The 18,375-nt window shown below is 63.4% G+C and carries 15 protein-coding genes and 1 pseudogene; 10 read left to right on the top strand and 6 right to left on the bottom strand.

The window, feature by feature from the left end:
- Positions 1-53: 53 nt before the first annotated feature.
- The 3 genes from F759_RS0111845 to F759_RS0111835 all read left to right on the top strand — a co-directional run bounded on the left by F759_RS0111845 (position 54) and on the right by F759_RS0111835 (position 2,789).
- A complete protein-coding gene (locus tag F759_RS0111845) occupies positions 54-308 on the top strand; it encodes a helix-turn-helix domain-containing protein (RefSeq protein WP_027800044.1) in 255 nt (84 codons plus the stop codon).
- A 2-nt stretch (positions 309-310) separates the two neighbouring features.
- Positions 311-1,651 (top strand): type II toxin-antitoxin system HipA family toxin, encoded by a 1,341-nt coding sequence (locus tag F759_RS0111840; protein WP_027800043.1) that lies wholly within the window; start codon positions 311-313, stop codon positions 1,649-1,651.
- Between the two features lie 283 nt (positions 1,652-1,934).
- Positions 1,935-2,789, top strand: a complete 855-nt coding sequence (locus F759_RS0111835; RefSeq protein WP_027800042.1) for a helix-turn-helix domain-containing protein — start codon at positions 1,935-1,937, stop codon at positions 2,787-2,789.
- A 93-nt stretch (positions 2,790-2,882) separates the two neighbouring features.
- On the opposite strand, the gene F759_RS0111830 is transcribed toward F759_RS0111835, so the two are convergent.
- Together F759_RS0111830 and F759_RS0111825 are read right to left on the bottom strand one after the other, a co-directional pair.
- Entirely contained in the window at positions 2,883-4,736 is a 1,854-nt protein-coding gene (locus F759_RS0111830) for an ATP-binding response regulator (RefSeq protein WP_027800041.1), read from the bottom strand.
- The gene (locus F759_RS0111825; RefSeq protein WP_027800040.1) at positions 4,706-5,248 is read right to left on the bottom strand and encodes a molybdopterin-dependent oxidoreductase; all 543 of its coding nucleotides are present in this window, start codon (positions 5,246-5,248) and stop codon (positions 4,706-4,708) included. The genes F759_RS0111830 and F759_RS0111825 overlap by 31 nt, the downstream gene beginning before the upstream one ends.
- A gap of 237 nt (positions 5,249-5,485) precedes the next feature.
- Between F759_RS0111825 and F759_RS0111820 the strand changes: the two genes are divergently transcribed.
- Complete coding sequence (locus tag F759_RS0111820; RefSeq protein WP_027800039.1) at positions 5,486-6,439, top strand: phosphoribosyltransferase; 954 nt, start codon at positions 5,486-5,488, stop codon at positions 6,437-6,439.
- Between the two features lie 13 nt (positions 6,440-6,452).
- Here the strand turns inward: F759_RS0111820 and F759_RS0111815 are convergent, their stop codons facing one another.
- A complete protein-coding gene (locus F759_RS0111815; RefSeq protein ID WP_027800038.1) occupies positions 6,453-8,156 on the bottom strand; it encodes an ATP-binding domain-containing protein in 1,704 nt (567 codons plus the stop codon).
- A 252-nt stretch (positions 8,157-8,408) separates the two neighbouring features.
- Here F759_RS0111815 and F759_RS0111810 point away from each other — a divergent pair, with 252 nt between their 5' ends.
- Positions 8,409-9,035 (top strand): glutathione S-transferase family protein, encoded by a 627-nt coding sequence (locus tag F759_RS0111810; protein WP_027800037.1) that lies wholly within the window; start codon positions 8,409-8,411, stop codon positions 9,033-9,035.
- A 238-nt stretch (positions 9,036-9,273) separates the two neighbouring features.
- Complete coding sequence (locus tag F759_RS0111805; protein WP_027800036.1) at positions 9,274-9,891, top strand: Fur family transcriptional regulator; 618 nt, start codon at positions 9,274-9,276, stop codon at positions 9,889-9,891.
- A gap of 61 nt (positions 9,892-9,952) precedes the next feature.
- Here F759_RS0111805 and F759_RS0111800 read toward each other — a convergent pair whose 3' ends face one another.
- On the bottom strand, positions 9,953-10,474 hold the full coding sequence (locus F759_RS0111800) for a response regulator (RefSeq protein WP_027800035.1): 522 nt from the start codon (positions 10,472-10,474) through the stop codon (positions 9,953-9,955).
- A 337-nt stretch (positions 10,475-10,811) separates the two neighbouring features.
- On the bottom strand, positions 10,812-11,627 hold the full coding sequence (locus F759_RS0111790) for a TetR/AcrR family transcriptional regulator (RefSeq protein WP_036024175.1): 816 nt from the start codon (positions 11,625-11,627) through the stop codon (positions 10,812-10,814).
- A 74-nt stretch (positions 11,628-11,701) separates the two neighbouring features.
- On the opposite strand from F759_RS0111790, the gene F759_RS0111785 reads away from it, so the two are divergent.
- The 3 genes from F759_RS0111785 to F759_RS0111775 all read left to right on the top strand — a co-directional run bounded on the left by F759_RS0111785 (position 11,702) and on the right by F759_RS0111775 (position 15,800).
- The gene (locus F759_RS0111785) at positions 11,702-13,273 is read left to right on the top strand and encodes an MDR family MFS transporter (protein ID WP_027800032.1); all 1,572 of its coding nucleotides are present in this window, start codon (positions 11,702-11,704) and stop codon (positions 13,271-13,273) included.
- Positions 13,274-13,622: 349 nt separating this feature from the next.
- On the top strand, positions 13,623-14,666 hold the full coding sequence (locus F759_RS37610; protein WP_036024172.1) for a hypothetical protein: 1,044 nt from the start codon (positions 13,623-13,625) through the stop codon (positions 14,664-14,666).
- A gap of 57 nt (positions 14,667-14,723) precedes the next feature.
- The gene (locus tag F759_RS0111775) at positions 14,724-15,800 is read left to right on the top strand and encodes a TAXI family TRAP transporter solute-binding subunit (protein WP_027800031.1); all 1,077 of its coding nucleotides are present in this window, start codon (positions 14,724-14,726) and stop codon (positions 15,798-15,800) included.
- 94 nt (positions 15,801-15,894) lie between these two features.
- Here F759_RS0111775 and F759_RS37605 read toward each other — a convergent pair.
- A pseudogene (locus F759_RS37605) lies at positions 15,895-17,337 on the bottom strand (aminotransferase-like domain-containing protein).
- Between the two features lie 115 nt (positions 17,338-17,452).
- Here F759_RS37605 and F759_RS0111765 point away from each other — a divergent pair.
- Entirely contained in the window at positions 17,453-18,340 is an 888-nt protein-coding gene (locus F759_RS0111765; RefSeq protein WP_027800030.1) for a DMT family transporter, read from the top strand.
- Positions 18,341-18,375 lie beyond the last annotated feature (35 nt).

Below are 18,375 nucleotides of genomic sequence, written 5' to 3'. Positions count from 1 at the left end.
AATATTCGCGAGACGAATAAAATGAGCTTATTCGTTTCCCGGATATTCTCGCCATGTTGCATCTCATCGCCACGCCGGATCAGCTCACCCAATTGCTTGCCGCGAGCCGGCGGCAAGCGGGTCTTACGCAAGCCGAGGCCGCCGCGCGCGTCGGCGTCAGCCAAAGCCGGATATCGGCGTGGGAAACCGACGCCGCCGCCCTCACCCTCGCCCAGTTGCTCTCGCTGTGCGGCGCCTATGGGCTGCAGTTGCAGGTGCGCGACAAGAACCAGCCGAGGTCGGAACCCACGCCTTCGATCGAGTGGTAAGCATGGCCCGGCCCACTCACTCGCGCGCGCTTTCGGTCTGGGCCAACGGCGAGCGCGTCGGCGTGTGGCGCCTTCCGGCGCGCAGTCCGATGGAATTTTCTTACGACGCCGCGTGGATCGACTCGCCCCTCGGCCGACCCCTTTCGCTCTCGCTGCCTTTCACGCCCGGCAACATGGCGCACAAGGGGCCGCGGGTACTCAATTATTTCGACAACCTGCTGCCCGATAGCGACATCATCAGAAAGCGCATTGCTCAGCGCTACCGAACCGGGACGCTGGACGCCTTCGATCTGCTGCAAGCCATCGGCCGCGATTGCGTAGGCGCCGTCCAGCTGCTCGCCGAAGACGATGCACCAGTGGGTGTTGACCGCATCGAAGGCACGCCGCTGACCGATGCCGAGATCGAAATCATGCTCGCACGCACCGTCAGCGCACCCGCGCTCGGCGCGACAGAGGAAAGCGACGATTTCCGCATCTCGCTCGCCGGCGCGCAGGAGAAAACCGCGCTGCTATGGCACGAAGATCAATGGAAACGGCCGCACGGCGCGACGCCTACCACGCATATCTTCAAGCTGCCGCTCGGACTCGTCGGCAACAAGCTGGCCGACCTTAGCACCTCGGTCGAAAACGAATGGCTGAGCCTGCGCATACTGCGCGCCTATGGTTTGCCCGTCGCGAACACCGAAATCGTGACGTTCGGCAAGCAACGCGTGCTGAGCGTCGAGCGTTTCGACCGGCAGATGCATTCGAGCGGGCAATGGCTGCTGCGCCTGCCACAGGAAGATTTTTGCCAGGTGTACGGCGTGCCTTCGCATCGCAAGTATGAGAACGAAGGCGGTCCAGGCGTGCTCGATCTCGCGCGCGTTCTGCAGCAGTCCGTTGCGGCCGCGCAGGACATCGAAACACTGCTCGCGAGCCAGATTCTCTTCTGGATGCTCGCCGCGCCGGACGGCCACGCAAAGAACTTCAGCATTCGCCTGCTGGCGGGCGGCCAATACCGGCTGACGCCGCTTTACGACGTCATGTCGATCTGGCCGGTGGAAGGCAGCGGCCCTAACCAGTGGTCGTGGTTCAAGGCGCGCCTCGCAATGGGCATGTGGTCGCGCAGCAAGCACGACGCCTTTCGCGACGTGCAGCGACGCCACTTCAACGCGATGGCGCTCAAGTGCTCGTATGGCGCGAGCGCCGAACCGCTGATCGAGCGCCTGATCGAGCAGACCCCGAAGGTGATCGAACAGGTCTCGGCGGAATTGCCCGAACGATTTCCGGGCAAGGTCGCCGAACGGATCTTCAAGGGCCTCAGGAACTCCGCCGCCAAACTTGCGAAGATGCCGGCGACCTGACGGCGCTTGCAGGCCCTCGGTGGATGCGGCCTGGTTTCATCGGTAAAATGTGTTTTATGCGCGATGCATAGCTAACCGCGCAAGCTGGCAACCTGATCCGTCGGACTTCCGGCTCACACTGACAGACGCAACGGCGCCTCTACAAAAACCCTGACCGCGATGTTTTTACGGTACATTTGCTGTCCCCCGCGTACCTGCGTTGCCCTGTATCGACGATGCAAGGCCGCATGACGCCTGCCGTATCGCCCCCACAGCCCTTTAAGACGGCGGATTCTCACGCAGCATGACCAACGAAACACACTCACCGGACTCCATCGCAGTCGCCGAGCGCGTGCGCGAGTTGATGAGCCGGCACGGAATCGGCAAGCGCCAGCAAACCACAGAACTTTGCCGCATCCTCGATCTGAGCTTTTCTCAAGGGCACCGCAAACTGCGCGGCAATAGCCCGTGGACCCTGTCGCAAATCAAGAAAGTCGCGGAGGTCTACGGCGAGCCCGCCGCGCAGCTCTTCGGCGCGCAGTCGCTCGATCCCGGCATGGTCGGCGCGATTGCGCAGGAAGCCATGTTCTGCATCGGCGCTATCGAGCTGCCGTGCACCGCCTGGGTCGGCGCGGCGCTCGAACCGGGCAGCCGTCCCGAATTCGTCGCGTATTCGAAGCTCGGCCAGTGGCGCGTCGCGCGTCACGACGGCGCGCTGTATCAAAGCGCCTATGAAGTCCACAAGATCGAGATTTATCCGCGCCGCGCGGAAACGGACAAGCCGACCATCGCTGTCGTCGACGACGACCGCGCGAGCGCCGACAATCTGCGCGATTATCTCGAGGGCAGCGGTTTCGCCGCCGTGGCGATCTACGGACTCGCGGCCTTTGCCGAACAGCTGCAAACGCAGGTGTTCGACGGCATCGTGATCGACTGGCTGTTCGGCACGCAGACCTCGGCGGCCGCGATTCGCGCGGTGCGCGCGTCGGAAAATCCCGATGCGCCGATCTTCGTTCTGACGGGCGAATTGCTCACCGGCAAGGCGAGCGAATCGGAAATCAGCCAGGTGATCCGTAATTACGACGTCGCCTGCTATGAAAAGCCCGCGCGCATGGCGATTCTGGTGGCCGATCTGTCGAAGCGGCTGAATCGGCCATGAATCCGCGCTGACCTGCTCGGGCGCCGCACTGCGTCGGCGCCACACCTGCGTTACATCCGCCCTATACCGGCGTCATACCGCGTCATACCCGCGTCATACCGTATGCCGCGAAGCCAGCGCACGCTGCAACGCGTTGCGCAGATCGCCGTAATGTACTGGCTTTGATAACGCCTCGAAGAACGGCCGCGGGCCGCTCTCTCCTTGCGCACCCTGCCCCGCCGCGCCGGCCTCCGGCGCATAAGCGCTGACCACGATCACCGGCACGCCGGACGACGGCCCGCCGCGCGCGGCCAGATCCGCGAGAAACGCGTAGCCGTCGCGCTCGGGCATATGCAGATCCAGCAGCACCACATCGCAACGGCGCGCATCCAGCCACGCGAGTGCATCGTCGGCGTTGGCGACCGCGTGCGCGTCGAAATCCATATGCGCAACCATTTCGCTGAGCGACTCGCGAATCAGCCGGTTATCGTCGACGATCAGCACGCTCGGCCGCGCGCCGCCCGGTTCGGCCTGCGCGGTGACGCCCGGTGCGTGCGCAAGCGCGACGGGCGTCACAGGAATCGTCACGGTGAACGTCGTGCCCTCGCCCACCGTGCTCGAAACTTCGACCGTGCCGCCAAACAGTCTCACCAGTCCCTGCACGATCGTGAGGCCCATGCCTGCGCCTTCAAAGCGGCGCGTGCGCGAGCCGTCCAGTTGCGTGAACTCCTCGAAGATCAGCGGAATCTGCGCCTGCGGGACGCCCGGCCCCGTGTCGCTAACGATGAAGCAGAGCAGCGTCGGCCGCTGCATCAGCTCTACGCGCACGGTACCGGTTTCCGTGTAACGGATCGCGTTGGTGACGAGGTTATTGACGATCTGGCGAATGCGGTGCGGGTCTGAATCGACGAGCCCGCTCACGCCGCCAGCCTCGCTCTCGAGCTTGAGACCGCGCGCGGCCGCGGACATCGCATGTTCGTCGACGATCGACGCCAGCAGTTCGCGCGGCTCGAAATGCTCATGACGCAGTTCGAGCTTGCCGGCGCCGAGGCGCGCGTAATCGGTCAGGTCCTTCATCTGCGCTTCGAGATGCCGCGCCGCCGTTTCGAGCCGCTGGATCACCTTGCGGTCGGCCTCCGAGTGATAGTTGAAGCCGAGCAACTCGATCGACGACACGATCGCATGCAGCGGCGTGCGCAGCTCGTGACTGATCATGCCGAGAAACGCGTCTTTAGCGAGGCTGGCTTCGCGCGCCGCACGGCTTGCCTGGTGCTCGGCTTCGAGCGCCGCATGCTGCTGATGCATGAGACGCGTGCGACGCCGGCCGTTGACCACGAGCAGCAACGTCGCCGCCGCGGACAGCAGCAGCAGGATCATGCCGCCCGCAAACAGCAGCCGGCGCTTGTCGATGAAATCCCGGTTCATCGCCTCGCGGTCGGCGACATCGGCGAAACGGCGGCTCAGCGCGAGATCGTTCACCTCGTTCCAGTGCTGGCGCAACTGCGCGACGATCCGGTTAACACCGCCCGCGTCCTTCGGCAACGCCGCGACCTCCGGAGCAAGACCGATCAGCATGCGATCGAGCGCGTGGATTTCATCGAGTTGCCGTTGCACCAGCGCGACTTGCGTCGTGAGCCTGAGCGTGGAGCCTTCCATCACGTGCAGCTTCGATTGCAGCAACTGGTAGCGCAACGTGAGCCGCTGGTAATCGTCGTCGACACCGGCCTGGTATAGCAACAGCTGGTTCTCGAAGCGTGCGTACGCGATTTGCAGCTGCGCCGCGTCCCAATAGAAGCCGTCGTACGAGCCCGTCAGCGACTCGGTCGTGTCCGGATTGAGCAGGTTCGCGTAAAGCAGATAGCCGATCGCGCCGGCGGGCGCCGCGAGCGCGGTCAGCCAGATCAGCACATAAAAAAAACGGCGCCACGGACGGCGCGCTACTTGACGATGAGTGCCTTGATCTGCCATACGAATTTAGAATCGCCCGAGGCGCCCGCGAGTTCATCGGGGAACGCATCGCGCGGATAGATGAGGAACAGAGGCCCGAAGTCGCTGATTTTCAGGCGCCGGCCGTTCATGCTGTACGCCACCACCACACCGTAGCGGTCGCAATCCGATATCGGGACCGTGTAGGTATAGTCGTCGAGCGTATGGATTTCGACCTGCGTGCCAGACGCGCCGACCGTCTTCAGAATATCCGCGAGCAGCGGCCCTGTGAAGGTCGAGCGCGGCGTCCAGGTCGTGGCAGTAGTGATCGAGTGGGCCGGCAGAGCGAGCAGCTGCGTCTCGGTGAAGCGATAGGAACGGTGCGCCGCGTCGTTGGTCTTGCCGATTTTGCCCGAGACGTCGAGCGAAAGCGCCGCCGCTTCCGTCTGGGCCTGCACGCTCCACGCAGCCAGCATGAAGATCAGTCCCATCGCCCAGCGCGCGCTTGCCCCAGCGCCGAATCTGCGTTTCATCCTTGCAGTCACTTTGGTCATCTGCTTTTTTATCCGTGGTCTGTTTTTTCTTGCGGACGCCGCCGCCTTTGCGGAACGCATTGCCCCGCGTTTGCCGTAACACGCGCCACCCCGACGCGCGATCGTTGAACGGCATGCATAATATCGTCAAAATTCTTTGCACGAAAAGACGAAGGCCCACCGCCACACTATTTGCCAACGCGCCTCGCGCTTCAGGCGGCGGTCTTCCCACACGCGTTACGCGACTCAACGAGCGTTATGAACAAGCCGGTTTTGCCCCTCACCTATGAGCAACTCGATCACTGGATCGAATCGCTGCAACCCGCGTTGCTCGCCGAAGGTTTTGCGATGGCAATCGGCATTCTGCGCGGCGGTGCGCCGCTCGCGCTGATGGTTTCACACTCGGCCGGCGCACCCGTTGCGTTTCTGCGCTATGACCGCGCATCGCGCAAGGTCGCGTGGGACTCGACGCTGCCTGTCCCGCCCGCCGGCTCGAAGGTTCTGCTGTGCGAGGACATTGCGGGCCGCGGCTTTACGCTCGTCGATTGCATCGCGTTCCTTCAGCAGCATGGCCTCGATGTGAAGACGCTGACCGGCGCCGTCGACGATCTGAGCCGCACGCAGCCCGACTATGCAATCGACGCGCGTGGCTACTTCGCGCTCTTTCCGTGGGAGCGTCAGGCTTACACGCAGCGTTATCGCGACGACTGGGCGCGCGTGGAAGCCGGCGCCGCGCCCGCGATGGCGGACGACCACCACTACGCGACCTATGCAATCGACCTCGACGGCATTCTGCTGCCTGACGTGCCGCTAGCGCGCTACGACGAGGATCTCGCCGCCGCGCTGCTCGAACGCGATGCACTGCTGCCGTTCGAAGTGCTGCCGGGCATCGACCTGCAACGAGTTCGCACGATCATTACAGGTCGTCCGGAAATGGACCGCGCGCGTACGCAGGCGTGGCTCGAACGGCATGGCTTCGGCCATATGCAACTGGTGATGCGCACACCCGGCACGCACGACGAAAGCCCGGCCGGCGCGGCCGCTCACAAGGCGGCTGCGGCGCTCGCGGGCGGCGTCACGCATTTCGTCGAAAGCGATCCGGTGCAGGCCTTGCTGATCGCACAGCAGGCGCCGCTGCTGCGCGTGATCTGGTGGGACGCGCATACGCGCGCCGGCATGCTGGTCGGCGCGCGCGCGTGGGTGTCGGAGTGACCATGAGCGCGCGTCACGCTTCGCGCGCTTCCTTAGTCTCTTTCCTGTCCGTGCTCTCCTTGCCGTCGCGCAGATGCAGATGCTGCGCGGCGCGCTGCGAAGCGACGATGATCAGCTTCATCGTCGCGCGGGTCGCGCCGACGAACAGCTTGCGCGCGATGCGCTCGTCGAATGCATCGAAATCGACCTCGGTGAGAATCACGCAGGGCGCCGCCTGCCCCTTGAAACGGTAGATCGATTCGAACAGAACGTCGCCGTCACGATATTCCGGATTGCCAAACAGATCGTATTTGCCGGTGAAGCAGCGCAACCGATGCGGGCCGAGATGATCCTGCGCGGTCATCGCGGAACCTTCGCGTCCGCGAAACGACAGCACCACGATGTCCTGCTTGCGAAAGCCAAGTGACAACGCCTGCGTGATGGCGCGCTTGGTGGCGTCGATGCTGCCCTCCGCGGCGTTCGCTTCGTCGTAGACAGACAGAGAAATGTCGGAGCCGTCGAACGGGCTGCCCGAGGCGAGGGTCGCCGCCACTGGCACCGCGGAGCCGACTACGTCGCGCACATAATCGAGAATGTCGCGCGGGCTGCGATAGTTGGTGGTTTCCTTCAACGTGGTCCAGCCGGGCAGCGCGACCGGTTCGCGCATGTACAGATTCTGCAACGGATCTTCGAGCCACCACCACGCGCCGCCGGGGCGCAGCAGGCGTTCGAGCGCGGCGACCCACGGCTCCTGAAAATCCTGGCCTTCGTCGACGATCAGCACGTCGAATTGCCAGTGCGTGTCGATAGGCGTTTCGGCGAACATCGATTCGAGCTGATCGAACACCTGACCGGACTGGAAATCGGGCTTGCGGCCCGCGTCGCGCGCAATCCAGTCGCACAGTTGATGATAGTTCGCCACCTTCGCCTCGGGCGGTGCCACGCGTGCGATATGGTCGGCTAACGGCCGGTTGAAGCACACATACAGCGGGCGCTGGCCGCGCGCCACCGCGTCTTTCATCACCTGCACCGCGAGTTGCGTCTTGCCCGAGCCGGCCGTGGCGATCACGCGCAGACGGAACGGCGAGAATTCGAGCCGCCGCGCCCAGGTCGCAAGGCCGCCCGCGAGCCGCGTGACGAGCGTCCCCGCCTGGCCGACGAGCGCGCTCGCGTCGGGCGTGAGCGCGAGTTCATCGGCGAGGAAGTGATGGATTTTCGACGCGCACGGAAGGCGCGGCTCGTCGGCCGGCAACGCTTCGCGAATCACCGCGGCGAGCCGGTCGCGGCGGGTCGCGTCGACGATTCGCGCGGGATTCACGCCGGCAATCGCGGCGTCCTTCACGATATGGTCGGGGCAATACAGCAGTTCCTCGATGAAGTACGTGCCCGCGCCGAACGCGGCGGTAAAGCGCCGGTGCAACCCTTCGATGGTGTGTGCGAGGGCGATCGCCACATTGCGCTCGGTCTGCAGATAAACCTTGACGAGCCCCTTCGGCGTTTCGCGCAGGAAGCCGGTTTTCTGTTCGACGATCATCACGCGCCCCGCCGGACTGACGATCACGAAATCGGCCTCGCCGAATACCGAGAAGTTCTGGTTGAGCCGCGTCCAGTGCACGCCGTGATAGACGGTGTAGGTTTCGGGGAGCGCCTGTTCCAGCAATGCGAGCGTTTCCCGCTCGCGCGCCGCCGCGCCGGTGGCAGCGAGGCTCTTCCAGTCGTCGGGGACAATGCGGGCCATGCGGTGCCTCGTCGTATTTCGGTGCGCTCATTGTACGCAACGCATGGGCGGCAGGCGCGCTGGTGTTTCGTTGTGGGTGCGCCCCGCGCCGACGCTCGCGCTGGTACGCACGCCGACGCCCGCGCCAGTACGCGTGCCGCTACGCAGGCCGCTGCGCACGCATCCAAACAGGCCCGCATCGTGTATCGTTACTGGTTGAACGCCGCGTGCGAGGCGCGGCTTGCCAACTGTCGATAAAAAAGGATTAACCGGATGATCACGATCTGGGGACGCACGAATTCAGTCAACGTGCAAAAAGTCTTGTGGTGCTGCGATGAACTGGTGCTGCCCTACGAGCGCATCGACGCGGGCATGCAATTCGGCCGCAACAACGAACCCGCGTATCTTTCCATGAACCCGACCGGCAAGATTCCCACGCTGGTCGACGACGACTTCGTATTGTGGGAATCGAACTCGATCCTGCGCTATCTAGCGCTGCAATATGGCATGGGCAGTTCGCTGTATCCGGCCGAACCGCGGCTGCGTGCGAGCGTCGACCGCTGGCTGGACTGGTCGCTGTCCACGCTGCAACCGGCCGAGCGGCCGGTGTTCTGGGCGCTCGTGCGCACGCCGCCCGAACAGCGCGACCCGGCACGACTCGCCGACGACATTCGCGACGTCACCGCGCTGTGGCACCTCGTGGACACGCATCTCCAAGGGCGCTTTTTCCTTGAAAGCGACAAGTTCACGCTGGCCGATATCGTGATCGGCGCGTACGCGAAACGCTGGTTCGGCATCGACGGTATCGAGCGGCCGCCGCTACCGAACCTTGAGCGCTGGTATTCGCGCATCGCAACACGCCCGGGGTTCAAGAAATACGTCGACTTTCCGCTGACGTGAAGTAGCGCGGCCAGAGGTGGGACCCAGGCTTTGATCCTCGATCTCGCGTAGCTGGTAGACGGCAGGCACCTTGCAAGACACGAGTTCCGTGCCTTTTCCGCTCGAAAGTGCAAGGCCGGGGCGCGCGCGGAGCGTTTGGGAATCGGCCGCCGTTGCCTGGCATAACCGCGCCACGCCGCTGCAAGGCCAGCCGCCGCAGCCACAGGCATTAGCCTCCGTTGGCCTTTATAATCGACGCATGAAGAACGCCAAGCCCGCCGCCGCTAACGCCGCACACTCAGCCAGTCCCCGGAAAACGGACAAGGTCGCCGCTTCCGCAGATGCTCAGGCTCATGGTCACGCGCCGGGTCATACGCACGGCGACTCGCCCGAAGCCGCACTGGCGCTCGCGGAGGAATATTGCCGCGAACGCGGCGAAAAACTCACGCCGATCCGCCGCAAAGTGCTCGAATTGCTGCTGAATTCGGGGCGCGCCACCAAGGCGTATTCGCTGCTCGACGACATGCGCCAGATTCATCCGGGCTCCGCGCCGCCCACGGTTTACCGCGCGCTAGACTTTTTGCTGTCGGCGGGACTCGTGCATCGGATCGAATCGATCAATGCATTCACGGTCTGCCACGATCTGACGCAATGCCAGCACGGCATCCTGGTGGTCTGCCAGCAATGCGGGAATGTCACCGAACTGCATCAGCCGAAGCTGCGCCAGGCGCTCGTCGCGCAAATCGAAGACGCGGGCTACCGGATCGCAAGCGACGAAATCGAACTGAAGGGATTGTGTTCCGCGTGTCAGGCGGCTGAAGCAGCCGGCGCGGCTGCCGCAAAGACGGGATCGACGGCGCCTGTCGCCGCAAAATAACGACGATTTCGGGTAGCTGCGGCGCACAGCCCTACATGCTTCGCGCCGCAGCGTGACCCGCTCAACGCGCCGCGCGTGCGCCGATGGCGTCGTGCAGCAGAGTCACAAGATCTTCCGGCAAGGCCGGTTTGGTCATGAAATGCTGGAAGCCTTCGCCGATACTTCGCAGGCGGTAGGCGTCGTCTGTATGCCCCGTTAGCGCCACCGCCACAGAAGGCGCGTGATCGCCGCGAATCTCGTGATCGCGCAGCCGCTGGATCAGATAGAAGCCGTCCATAGCGGGCAGTTCGAGATCGCATACCACCGCGTCCGGCAGCAGCCGAACGGCCGCTTCAACACCCTCTTCCGCATCCGCCACTGCAACGACGTTTGCCCCTTCCGCTTCCAGCAACAAGGTCAGCGATTCCCGGCTGTCCGGGTCGTCTTCTACGAGCACGATCGTGGCCTGATCGAGTCTCAATGCTCCGTTCATTTTGTGTTGTTGCTCTATAAATCCGGTTAGGCCGTCATGCTTGGCCAACGTATCGCCCTGCTGGTTGGGCTGCTTGCCGCCGGTTTGCGCGGCCGCGATATTGCTGTTCATGGTTCCGACTCGAATTCGTGTGCCGAGTTGCAGAAAGGCGCACGATTGTAAACATGCCCCATGCAACGCGCGCACGGTAACGCGCCAAAATTGCACGCCAATGAAAAAACGGCTCCCGGCATCATCTCAACGGCAGCCGGGGCCGACACCCGATTTGTCGCGACGGCTGACGCAAACCAATTGCTGTACGTTGCCGCCGTGCTTCTTTTCGTCTTTCCTGCATTCATTTCTTTTTGCGACGCCGGCAGCCCCGTTGCGCGACGCTCGCACTCATCTCCAGAGGTAGCACGTTATGTGCCGCGCATTGCGTAACGGAAAGCGAAGTCGAATACGCGCGTCAGCGCCCTTTCTTCGGACCAATTCCCTGCACGAGGACCGCGACCGCGTGGCGGGCAATCTCCTCGCCACCAATCTGACGCCGTTGCGGATCGTTGCGCCAGAGCTTCGAAGTCGCCAGCGGCAAAAGCGTCAGCCCGAGCAGTGTGACGAATAAAAGCGACGGTTCGAGTGCCGGATTCAGGCGCCCCTCCTTCTGCCACCGCTCGATAGCGTCAAGCGAGATCTTCTGGTTCGCGTCGCCGAAACGCTCGTGCATGCGCTGACGCAGCAGACCGCTGTCGCTGATCACTTCGCGCACCCATAACGACGGAAACCACGGGCGCTCCACCGCCGCCTGCACCATGCGCTGCGCAAGCTGCGTGATCGCGGCGACAGGATCGTCGGCATGCTCCTGGAACGGCACGCCAAGACTTGCACGCAATGGGCCGAAGCGTTCGTCGATCAGCACGTCGAGCAGTTGATCGCGCGTCTTGAAGTAGTAATGCATCATGGCCGGCGTGAAGCCCGCTTCGCGCGCAATCTCGCCAAGCGTCGTATCGACGATGCCCTGGCGGGCGAACAGCACGAGCGCCGCTTCGAGCAGACGATCGCGCTGCTCCGAACCGCGCACAGCGCCGGCAGGTCTACCCGGACGTCTGCCGGCCCCGCCTCGCGACGCCGTTTTTTCGGGGACGTCCGGCGGGAGATCGACGCCCACGTCCGCCGCAACAATCGGCGTGCGCTTAGCACTTTTGCGCAGCGTGGCGCCAGCCGTCCTGCCGGCTACAGCCTTCGCACCGCTCACCTTTTTATTAACTGACGGAATTCTTGCCATTGCACTCGTTTGACGGGCGACAGAATGTCGCATATATTAATCTCCGAATTAATTAATTTCAAGACATCGATGCCATGCAACAGCCCACCACCACGCAGTCCCATCACCAGCTGAACGGCGACCTGCACGCCGTTACGCCGGCAGGCACGCCAGCACAGAATCAGTCGGGCGGGCACGCCGCCGATCACCCGCCCATTCGCCTGCTTTTCCCCGCGCTGCTGCTCGTGATGCTGCTCGCCGCGCTCGACCAGACGATCGTATCGACCGCGTTGCCAACCATCGTCGGCGAACTGGGCGGACTCAATAACCTGTCATGGGTCGTGACCGCTTATTTGCTTAGCTCGACCATCGTCGTGCCGCTCTACGGCAAGCTCGGCGATCTGTTCGGCCGCAAGATCGTGCTGCAAACGGCGATCGGGCTCTTTCTCGTCGGTTCCGCGTTGTGCGGCATCGCGCAGGACATGACGCAGTTGATCGTGCTGCGCGCATTGCAAGGGCTCGGCGGCGGGGGCCTGCTTGTCGTAACGATGGCCGCGATCGCCGACGTCATTCCGCCCGCCGAGCGTGGCCGCTATCAGGGCGTGTTCGGCGGGGTGTTCGGTCTCGCGACGGTAATCGGCCCGCTGCTCGGCGGCTTTCTTGTCGAACACCTTACCTGGCGCTGGATTTTCTATATCAACCTGCCGCTTGGCATCGTCTCACTCGCTGTGATTGGCGCCGTCTTCAAGCCGCATGCGCGTCAGGTGAAGCACACCATCGACTATATGGGCGCAGCGTTCCTTGCGGGTGCGCTGACATGCATCATCCTGTTCACGAGCCAGGGCGGCACGATCTTGCCGTGGTCGTCGCCGCAATTGTGGATCACGTTAGGTATGGGGCTCGTCGCGATCTGGGGCTTCATCCACGAAGAACGCAGCGCGGCCGAGCCGATCATGCCTCTCGAACTCTTCAGGCAGCGCACGTTCTTGCTTAGCAGTCTGATCGGCTTCATCGTGGGCGTGTCGATGTTCGGCTCCGTCACGTTTTTGCCGCTCTATCTGCAAGTGGTCAAAGGCTCCACGCCGACAGAAGCCGGCATGCAGATGCTGCCGATGATGGGCGGCCTCTTCATCATGTCGATGGTGACAGGTCGCCTGATCAGCAAGATTGGCCGTTATCGCATGTTCCCGATTGCGGGCACCTTGCTCGTGGCAATTGCGATGTTGCTGCTCGCGCGTTTGCAGATCGACACGCCGATTCATGTGATGTATCTCGACATGGGTGTGCTCGGTTGCGGTCTTGGCATGGTGATGCAGGTGCTCATTCTTGCCGTGCAAAACACCGTCGAGTTCAGGCATATGGGTGTGGCTACATCGGGCGCCACGCTATCTCGCTCGATTGGCGGTTCGATCGGCGTAGCCGCATTCGGCGCCGTGTTCTCCAACGGTCTTGCCGGGCGACTCGAAAAGCTGATGCCGCCGGACACTGAATTGCCGCACGCACTCGGGCCCGCTGCGATCCGCCAGTTGCCTGACGCATTGCGCGCCGATTATCTGCAAGCATTTGCCGGCGCGTTGCATACGGTGTATCTGTCCGCGGCGTGCGTCGTACTACTCGCGTTCGCACTCGCATGGCTGCTCAAGGATCACCCGCTGCGTCAGCACTGATGCAGTCGCATCTGCTCGTGCGTCTCATTGAAACACTGATTGCACACGCCTGAAATTCGTCTGTGGAACGCGCGCCGTAGCATAAAAATAAACGCGCGCGTTCGTCCTCCTGATGTACACGATCATTCGTCCTACCTGGTAATGTGCGGTAGCGCACACAACATAGGGTCGATCGTCCATTGACGTCCGCCTCGAAACGCCACATATTGAAAACGACGGCATGCAAGCCTCCCTTGCCTGCCCGGACTCTCTGGCGCATGTAGATCGTGCTTTCCGCGGACACCGTACCGCCTCAACGCGATCAGGAGCATGCCGTAACGGCATTGTTTTCCATAGGTGGAGCCATAGCATGTCCACTCAGACCTTAGCCGGTAATCATTTTCCGACGCCCTGCAAACGATGTGGCGGTGCCCTCTACCGACAACTCGACCATTGCCCGTATTGCGGCGCGGTTCATCCACTCGACGCGGACCCACCTGCGCGTAGCACGCTGCACGATAGTCGAGCGAGCACGATGAGCATGTCGACGTTGCACGACGGCTTCGGCGCGCCGGCGCTCAACGAGGCTGACTTCCCTGGCGGCGCGCTGCATGCGGGCCTCAATCTCGCTCCCGCAGCCGCGCTTCAGGCGTCGCCTTCGTCGCTATTGTCCCCCGACACGCCGCTGCTGCCTCTCGCCGATCCCGCCGAATTCAGGCATCGCACCGGGCTCCGCGTGCGCCACGCGCTGCTCGCGAGCGCGGCCATTGTCGCCGCGGGCCTGGCGTATGTCGGTTACGCACTATTCAACGACAGCCGTGACTTCCGTTATGGCAACGGCAAGCCATCCGCAGAAACTGTTCAGGATGCCAGAACGACAACGGGGACCATCGCGCGATACTCGCCCGACGAAGCCCCCGCCTCGCGCCTCGCGGCGGTGCCCGACGCATCCACCAGTACAGGCAGCATGCGAAACGCCATACAGACGATACCGGCGACCGTGCCGATAGCGGCGGCTTCCGCGAAACCGGCCGTGCCGCAATTCCGCGATGCTGCGCAAGCCTTGCAGGCGGCCCGCACCGCATTCCGCACAAACGATCTGAGCGCGGCGCAAGCGGCCCTCGGCGCAGTGCAATTGCTGCAACCGGAAAACAGCGACGCGCAGACTCTCGCCGTCGAACTGAAGCCGTTGACGGCGCGCCGCGACGCCGCGTTGCTCGCAGCGCAGTTGTGTGCCGATCAGCAAGCATGGCCCTGCGCACGCGGGCATGCAAACGAGGCGCTGGCGCTAGACACGGGCAACGACGCAGCCAAGACGATTCTGGAGCGCGTGATTCGGGAAACCGGCTGGGCGCCGCTGACTTCACAGACCACTGCCAGCGCAAAGCCACTTTCACAGCCGCCCGGCAAATAATTCGGATACCGAATTTAATTAGCCAAAATGTGCCAACCTGACCGATAGGTGCAGACCATGCTAAATAGACTTCTGACGGGGTGGCTAGGAGCGATTCTGCTGCTGACGTCTTCGCTGCTCAGTGCCGAACCTGCGCACTACAAGATCGTCACCGGCCCGGAACGGGGCACGTACATCCAGATCGGCCAGGACCTGTCGAAATGGGTCGCGCAGCCGGCGGGCATCGATCTCGCGGTGGCGGCGTCCAAGGGTTCGGCCGAGAACGTGCAGCGCATGCGCTTCGAGCCGGGCGTAAAGCTCGCGCTAGTCCAATCCGACGTGTATCAGGCCTACCTCGACATGGCCAATTCGGGAAACCCCGACGCAGGAACGACGATCCGCCCGCTGCGCCTCATCATGCCCCTCTACGACGAAGAGATTAACGTTGTGGTGCGCGCCGACTCGCCGCTGAAGACTTTGGGCGACATCAGGGACAAGACCATCAGCGTCGGCCTGCTCGGCAGCGGGACCGCGCAATCGGCGACTACCCTGTATCGCCTGATGTTCGGTCAGCCCATTCCGGAACAGAACATCCAGCATCTGAGTAACGAGGACGCGCTCGCCGCATTAATCGTGAAGAAAGTGGACGTCGCGATCATCGTAGTGGGCCAGCCGGCAAAACTGTTCAACGACATGAATCCGGAACTGCTGCAACAGGTCCGTCTACTGAAAGCCGAGCCCGCGGCACCTGAAACGGTTCGCGCCAAGCAGACATATTTCCCGGCCACGATCCGCGCAAGCAGCTATCCGAACTGGCTGAAGGAAGACGTGCCGACACTGACGGTGAAGGCTTTCCTCGTCACATACGACTACGGTCTGCGCGATACCGTTGGCAACCTGAATCATTTCGCCGACTCGCTATGCGCGAACTTCGACAATCTGCAGGAGCACGGGCATCCGAAGTGGAAGCAGGTCAAGCTCGAATTGCCGAGCCTCGTGCGCGGCTGGAAATATTACCCGCCGGTGGAGAAGCATTTACGCGCCTGTCTTGCGAACAGAAGCGCAGGCATCAACGCGGCGGCGGCAGCACAGGTTACGCAGAAGCCGCGCAGCAGTTGCACGAACCAGGAGCGCCTGCTTCTGCTGTGCAAGTGAATGCATGTGAGTGGCGGATGTGACTGCTAGCGGCAAATGGCAACTGCGGGTGCAAGTGCGGGTGCAGTTGCAACTACAAGCGCTGCATGCGCGATTACGCCCGCTGGCGCTCGCTGGACGCAGCGGCATTGTCCATCGCACGCTGCAAAGCCTCGTACACTTTCGGCCGATTGCATTGCGACACATTAAAGCGCAAGTAGCCCGCCGCCGACTGCGAGACGCTGAACACGTTGCCCGGCGCGAACACCACGTTCGCCGCTAACGCATGGCGCGCGATGTCGGCAGCATCGAGCGAACCGGGCAGACGTGCCCACACGAACATGCCGGCGCGTGGCCGTGTCCATACGTCGAGACCGGCGTAACCGAGGCGCCGCATCGTCTCGCCCATCGCGTCCGCGAGCTTTGCGCGCATCGACTCCAGATGACGCCGGTAGGTGCCGTCCACCAGCAACCGATGCACGACGCTCGCCGTAAGCTGCCCATTGCCAAAAGAAGTGGCGAGCTTCAGGTCGATCAGCGGCTCGATCCATTCGGCGCGCGCGGCGATGTAGCCGCAACGCGCCGCCGCGGAGAGCGTCTTCGAAAAACTGCCGATGGACACCACGCGCGTGAGTCCATCGAAGGCCGCCAGACGCGGCGCGGCTTCGTCCTCGAAGTCGGCGAAGATATCGTCCTCGACAACAATCAAACCGTGTTCGCCCGCGAGCTTCAGCAACCGATGCGCGACCGCCGGTGCAAGCGTCGCGCCGGTCGGATTATGAATCGCCTAATTGGTCACATAAAGCCGCGGACGATGCTCGATCAGCGCGCGCTCGAAGGCCGCGAGATCCGGGCCCGACGGTGTATAAGGCACGCCGACGATGCGTGCGCGGTGCGCCCTCAACAGCGCCTGAAAGTTGAAATAGCAGGGATCGTCGATCAGCACCGTGTCCCCGGGTTCGAGCAGAAAGCGGCACACGAGGTCGAGCGCATGCGTGCCGCCGTCGGTCAGGACGATCTGCTCGGGCGGCGCTTCCACGCCATGCTGCGCGAGCCGCCACGCGAGTTGCTGACGCAGCCCGGGCAAGCCGTACGGGTTCGCGTAATCGGCGAGCGGCGACTGCGGATCGCGCGCTATCGCCCGCAACGCGCGGCGCAAGCCGTCCTCGGGCAGCCACGAGGCCGGCATCCAGCCGCAACCCGGCTTCAGCACTTTGGAGCCCGGTTGCAGCGACTGGCGCGTGAGCCACAGCGGATCCACCTCCCGATCGAGCCGCGGCCCGAGATCGGCGAGCGCGAGCGGCGGCGCATGGCCTGACACGAAAAATCCGGAGCCGCGCCGGGCCACGATCGCGCCTTCGGCAACGAGCCGGTCATACGCCTCGACCACCGTCGACTTCGACACGCCGAGCGCCTCGGTCATGACGCGAATCGACGGCACGCGCGCGCCTGGCATCAGCGAGCGGCTTGCAATGCGTTCGCGCAGATTGTCCATGACGGTGCCCACACGCGTGCCCTGCGGTCTTTCGACCCCTTGCTTCTGGCCACTTTGCTCCATCTGTACTGCTCCTTCGTCGGTACAGTTTGCATGAATTGTACTGATCCGTAGCTTAACGTTTCCGCGGTGAAAGCGGATGCTATATGCTTCATTTCAATGCGCATGGACCTTTCCGATGGACAAGACAACGAACGGCTGGCTGAGCGGACTCATAGGCGTGTTGATTTTCAGCGGTTCGCTGCCCGCCACCCGGCTCGCCGTGCAAGGACTCGATCCCGTGTTCCTGACGGTCGCGCGCGCCACCATCGCGGGCACGCTGGGTCTGATGCTGCTGCTCGTGTTCCGCGAGGCGCGTCCTGCGCGGCGCGACGTCGTTCCGCTCGTGATCGTCGCGCTCGGCGTGGTGGTCGGTTTTCCGTTATTGACGGCGCTCGCGCTTCGTCACGTGAGTTCCGCTCACGCGATCGTGTTCGTCGGACTGTTGCCGCTCGCCACCGCGATCTTCGGCGTGTTGCGCGGCGGCGAGCGTCCGCAAGCGGCGTTCTGGCTGTTTTCGGCGCTCGGCAGCGGCGCGGTGGTCGCGTTTGCGATGCGCCACGGCCTCGACGCGTCTCCGATAGGCGACGCGTTGATGCTCGCCGCAATCGTCGCGTGCGGGCTCGGCTATGCGGAAGGCGCGCGGCTGTCGCGGCACCTCGGCGGCTGGCAGGTCATTTCGTGGGCGCTGGTGCTGTCGCTTCCTGTCATGCTTCCGCTCGCGTGGTGGAGCCGCCCCGCTTCGTTCGACGGCGTTAGTCATACAGCGCTCTGGGGCCTCGCCTATGTGTCGCTGTTCAGCATGCTGATCGGCTTCGTGTTCTGGTATCGAGGCCTCGCGCTCGGCGGCATCGCAGGAGTCGGACAGTTGCAATTGCTACAGCCTTTTTTCGGGTTGCTGCTCGCCGGCTTGTTGCTGCACGAAGAAGTGCCGCCCTCGATGATCGTGGTCACCGTTGCGGTGGTGGCGTGCGTGGCGGGCGCGCGGCGTTTCTCGAAAACGGCGCCGGCACGGCGCGCGGCCTGAACCGCGCGGCAGCGTCTTTACGCAAGGATTTTTGA

Source organism: Paraburkholderia dilworthii, assembly GCF_000472525.1.
Classification (GTDB): Bacteria; Pseudomonadota; Gammaproteobacteria; order Burkholderiales; family Burkholderiaceae; genus Paraburkholderia; species Paraburkholderia dilworthii.
This window is presented reverse-complemented; position numbering and strand designations above follow the sequence as displayed.

Bases quoted from the DNA above. Each gene is read 5' to 3' on its own strand.
- F759_RS0111805 (WP_027800036.1), top strand. From the start codon at position 9,274: ATGAAGAACGCCAAGCCCGCCGCCGCTAACGCCGCACACTCAGCCAGT.
- F759_RS0111810 (WP_027800037.1), top strand. From the start codon at position 8,409: ATGATCACGATCTGGGGACGCACGAATTCAGTCAACGTGCAAAAAGTC.
- F759_RS0111790 (WP_036024175.1), bottom strand. From the start codon at position 11,627: ATGGCAAGAATTCCGTCAGTTAATAAAAAGGTGAGCGGTGCGAAGGCT.
- F759_RS0111830 (WP_027800041.1), bottom strand. From the start codon at position 4,736: ATGGCAGATCAAGGCACTCATCGTCAAGTAGCGCGCCGTCCGTGGCGC.
- F759_RS0111785 (WP_027800032.1), top strand. From the start codon at position 11,702: ATGCAACAGCCCACCACCACGCAGTCCCATCACCAGCTGAACGGCGAC.
- F759_RS37610 (WP_036024172.1), top strand. From the start codon at position 13,623: ATGTCCACTCAGACCTTAGCCGGTAATCATTTTCCGACGCCCTGCAAA.
- F759_RS0111825 (WP_027800040.1), bottom strand. From the start codon at position 5,248: ATGACCAAAGTGACTGCAAGGATGAAACGCAGATTCGGCGCTGGGGCA.
- F759_RS0111765 (WP_027800030.1), top strand. From the start codon at position 17,453: ATGGACAAGACAACGAACGGCTGGCTGAGCGGACTCATAGGCGTGTTG.
- F759_RS0111835 (WP_027800042.1), top strand. From the start codon at position 1,935: ATGACCAACGAAACACACTCACCGGACTCCATCGCAGTCGCCGAGCGC.
- F759_RS0111775 (WP_027800031.1), top strand. From the start codon at position 14,724: ATGCTAAATAGACTTCTGACGGGGTGGCTAGGAGCGATTCTGCTGCTG.
- F759_RS0111820 (WP_027800039.1), top strand. From the start codon at position 5,486: ATGAACAAGCCGGTTTTGCCCCTCACCTATGAGCAACTCGATCACTGG.
- F759_RS0111800 (WP_027800035.1), bottom strand. From the start codon at position 10,474: ATGAACAGCAATATCGCGGCCGCGCAAACCGGCGGCAAGCAGCCCAAC.
- F759_RS0111845 (WP_027800044.1), top strand. From the start codon at position 54: ATGTTGCATCTCATCGCCACGCCGGATCAGCTCACCCAATTGCTTGCC.
- F759_RS0111840 (WP_027800043.1), top strand. From the start codon at position 311: ATGGCCCGGCCCACTCACTCGCGCGCGCTTTCGGTCTGGGCCAACGGC.
- F759_RS0111815 (WP_027800038.1), bottom strand. From the start codon at position 8,156: ATGGCCCGCATTGTCCCCGACGACTGGAAGAGCCTCGCTGCCACCGGC.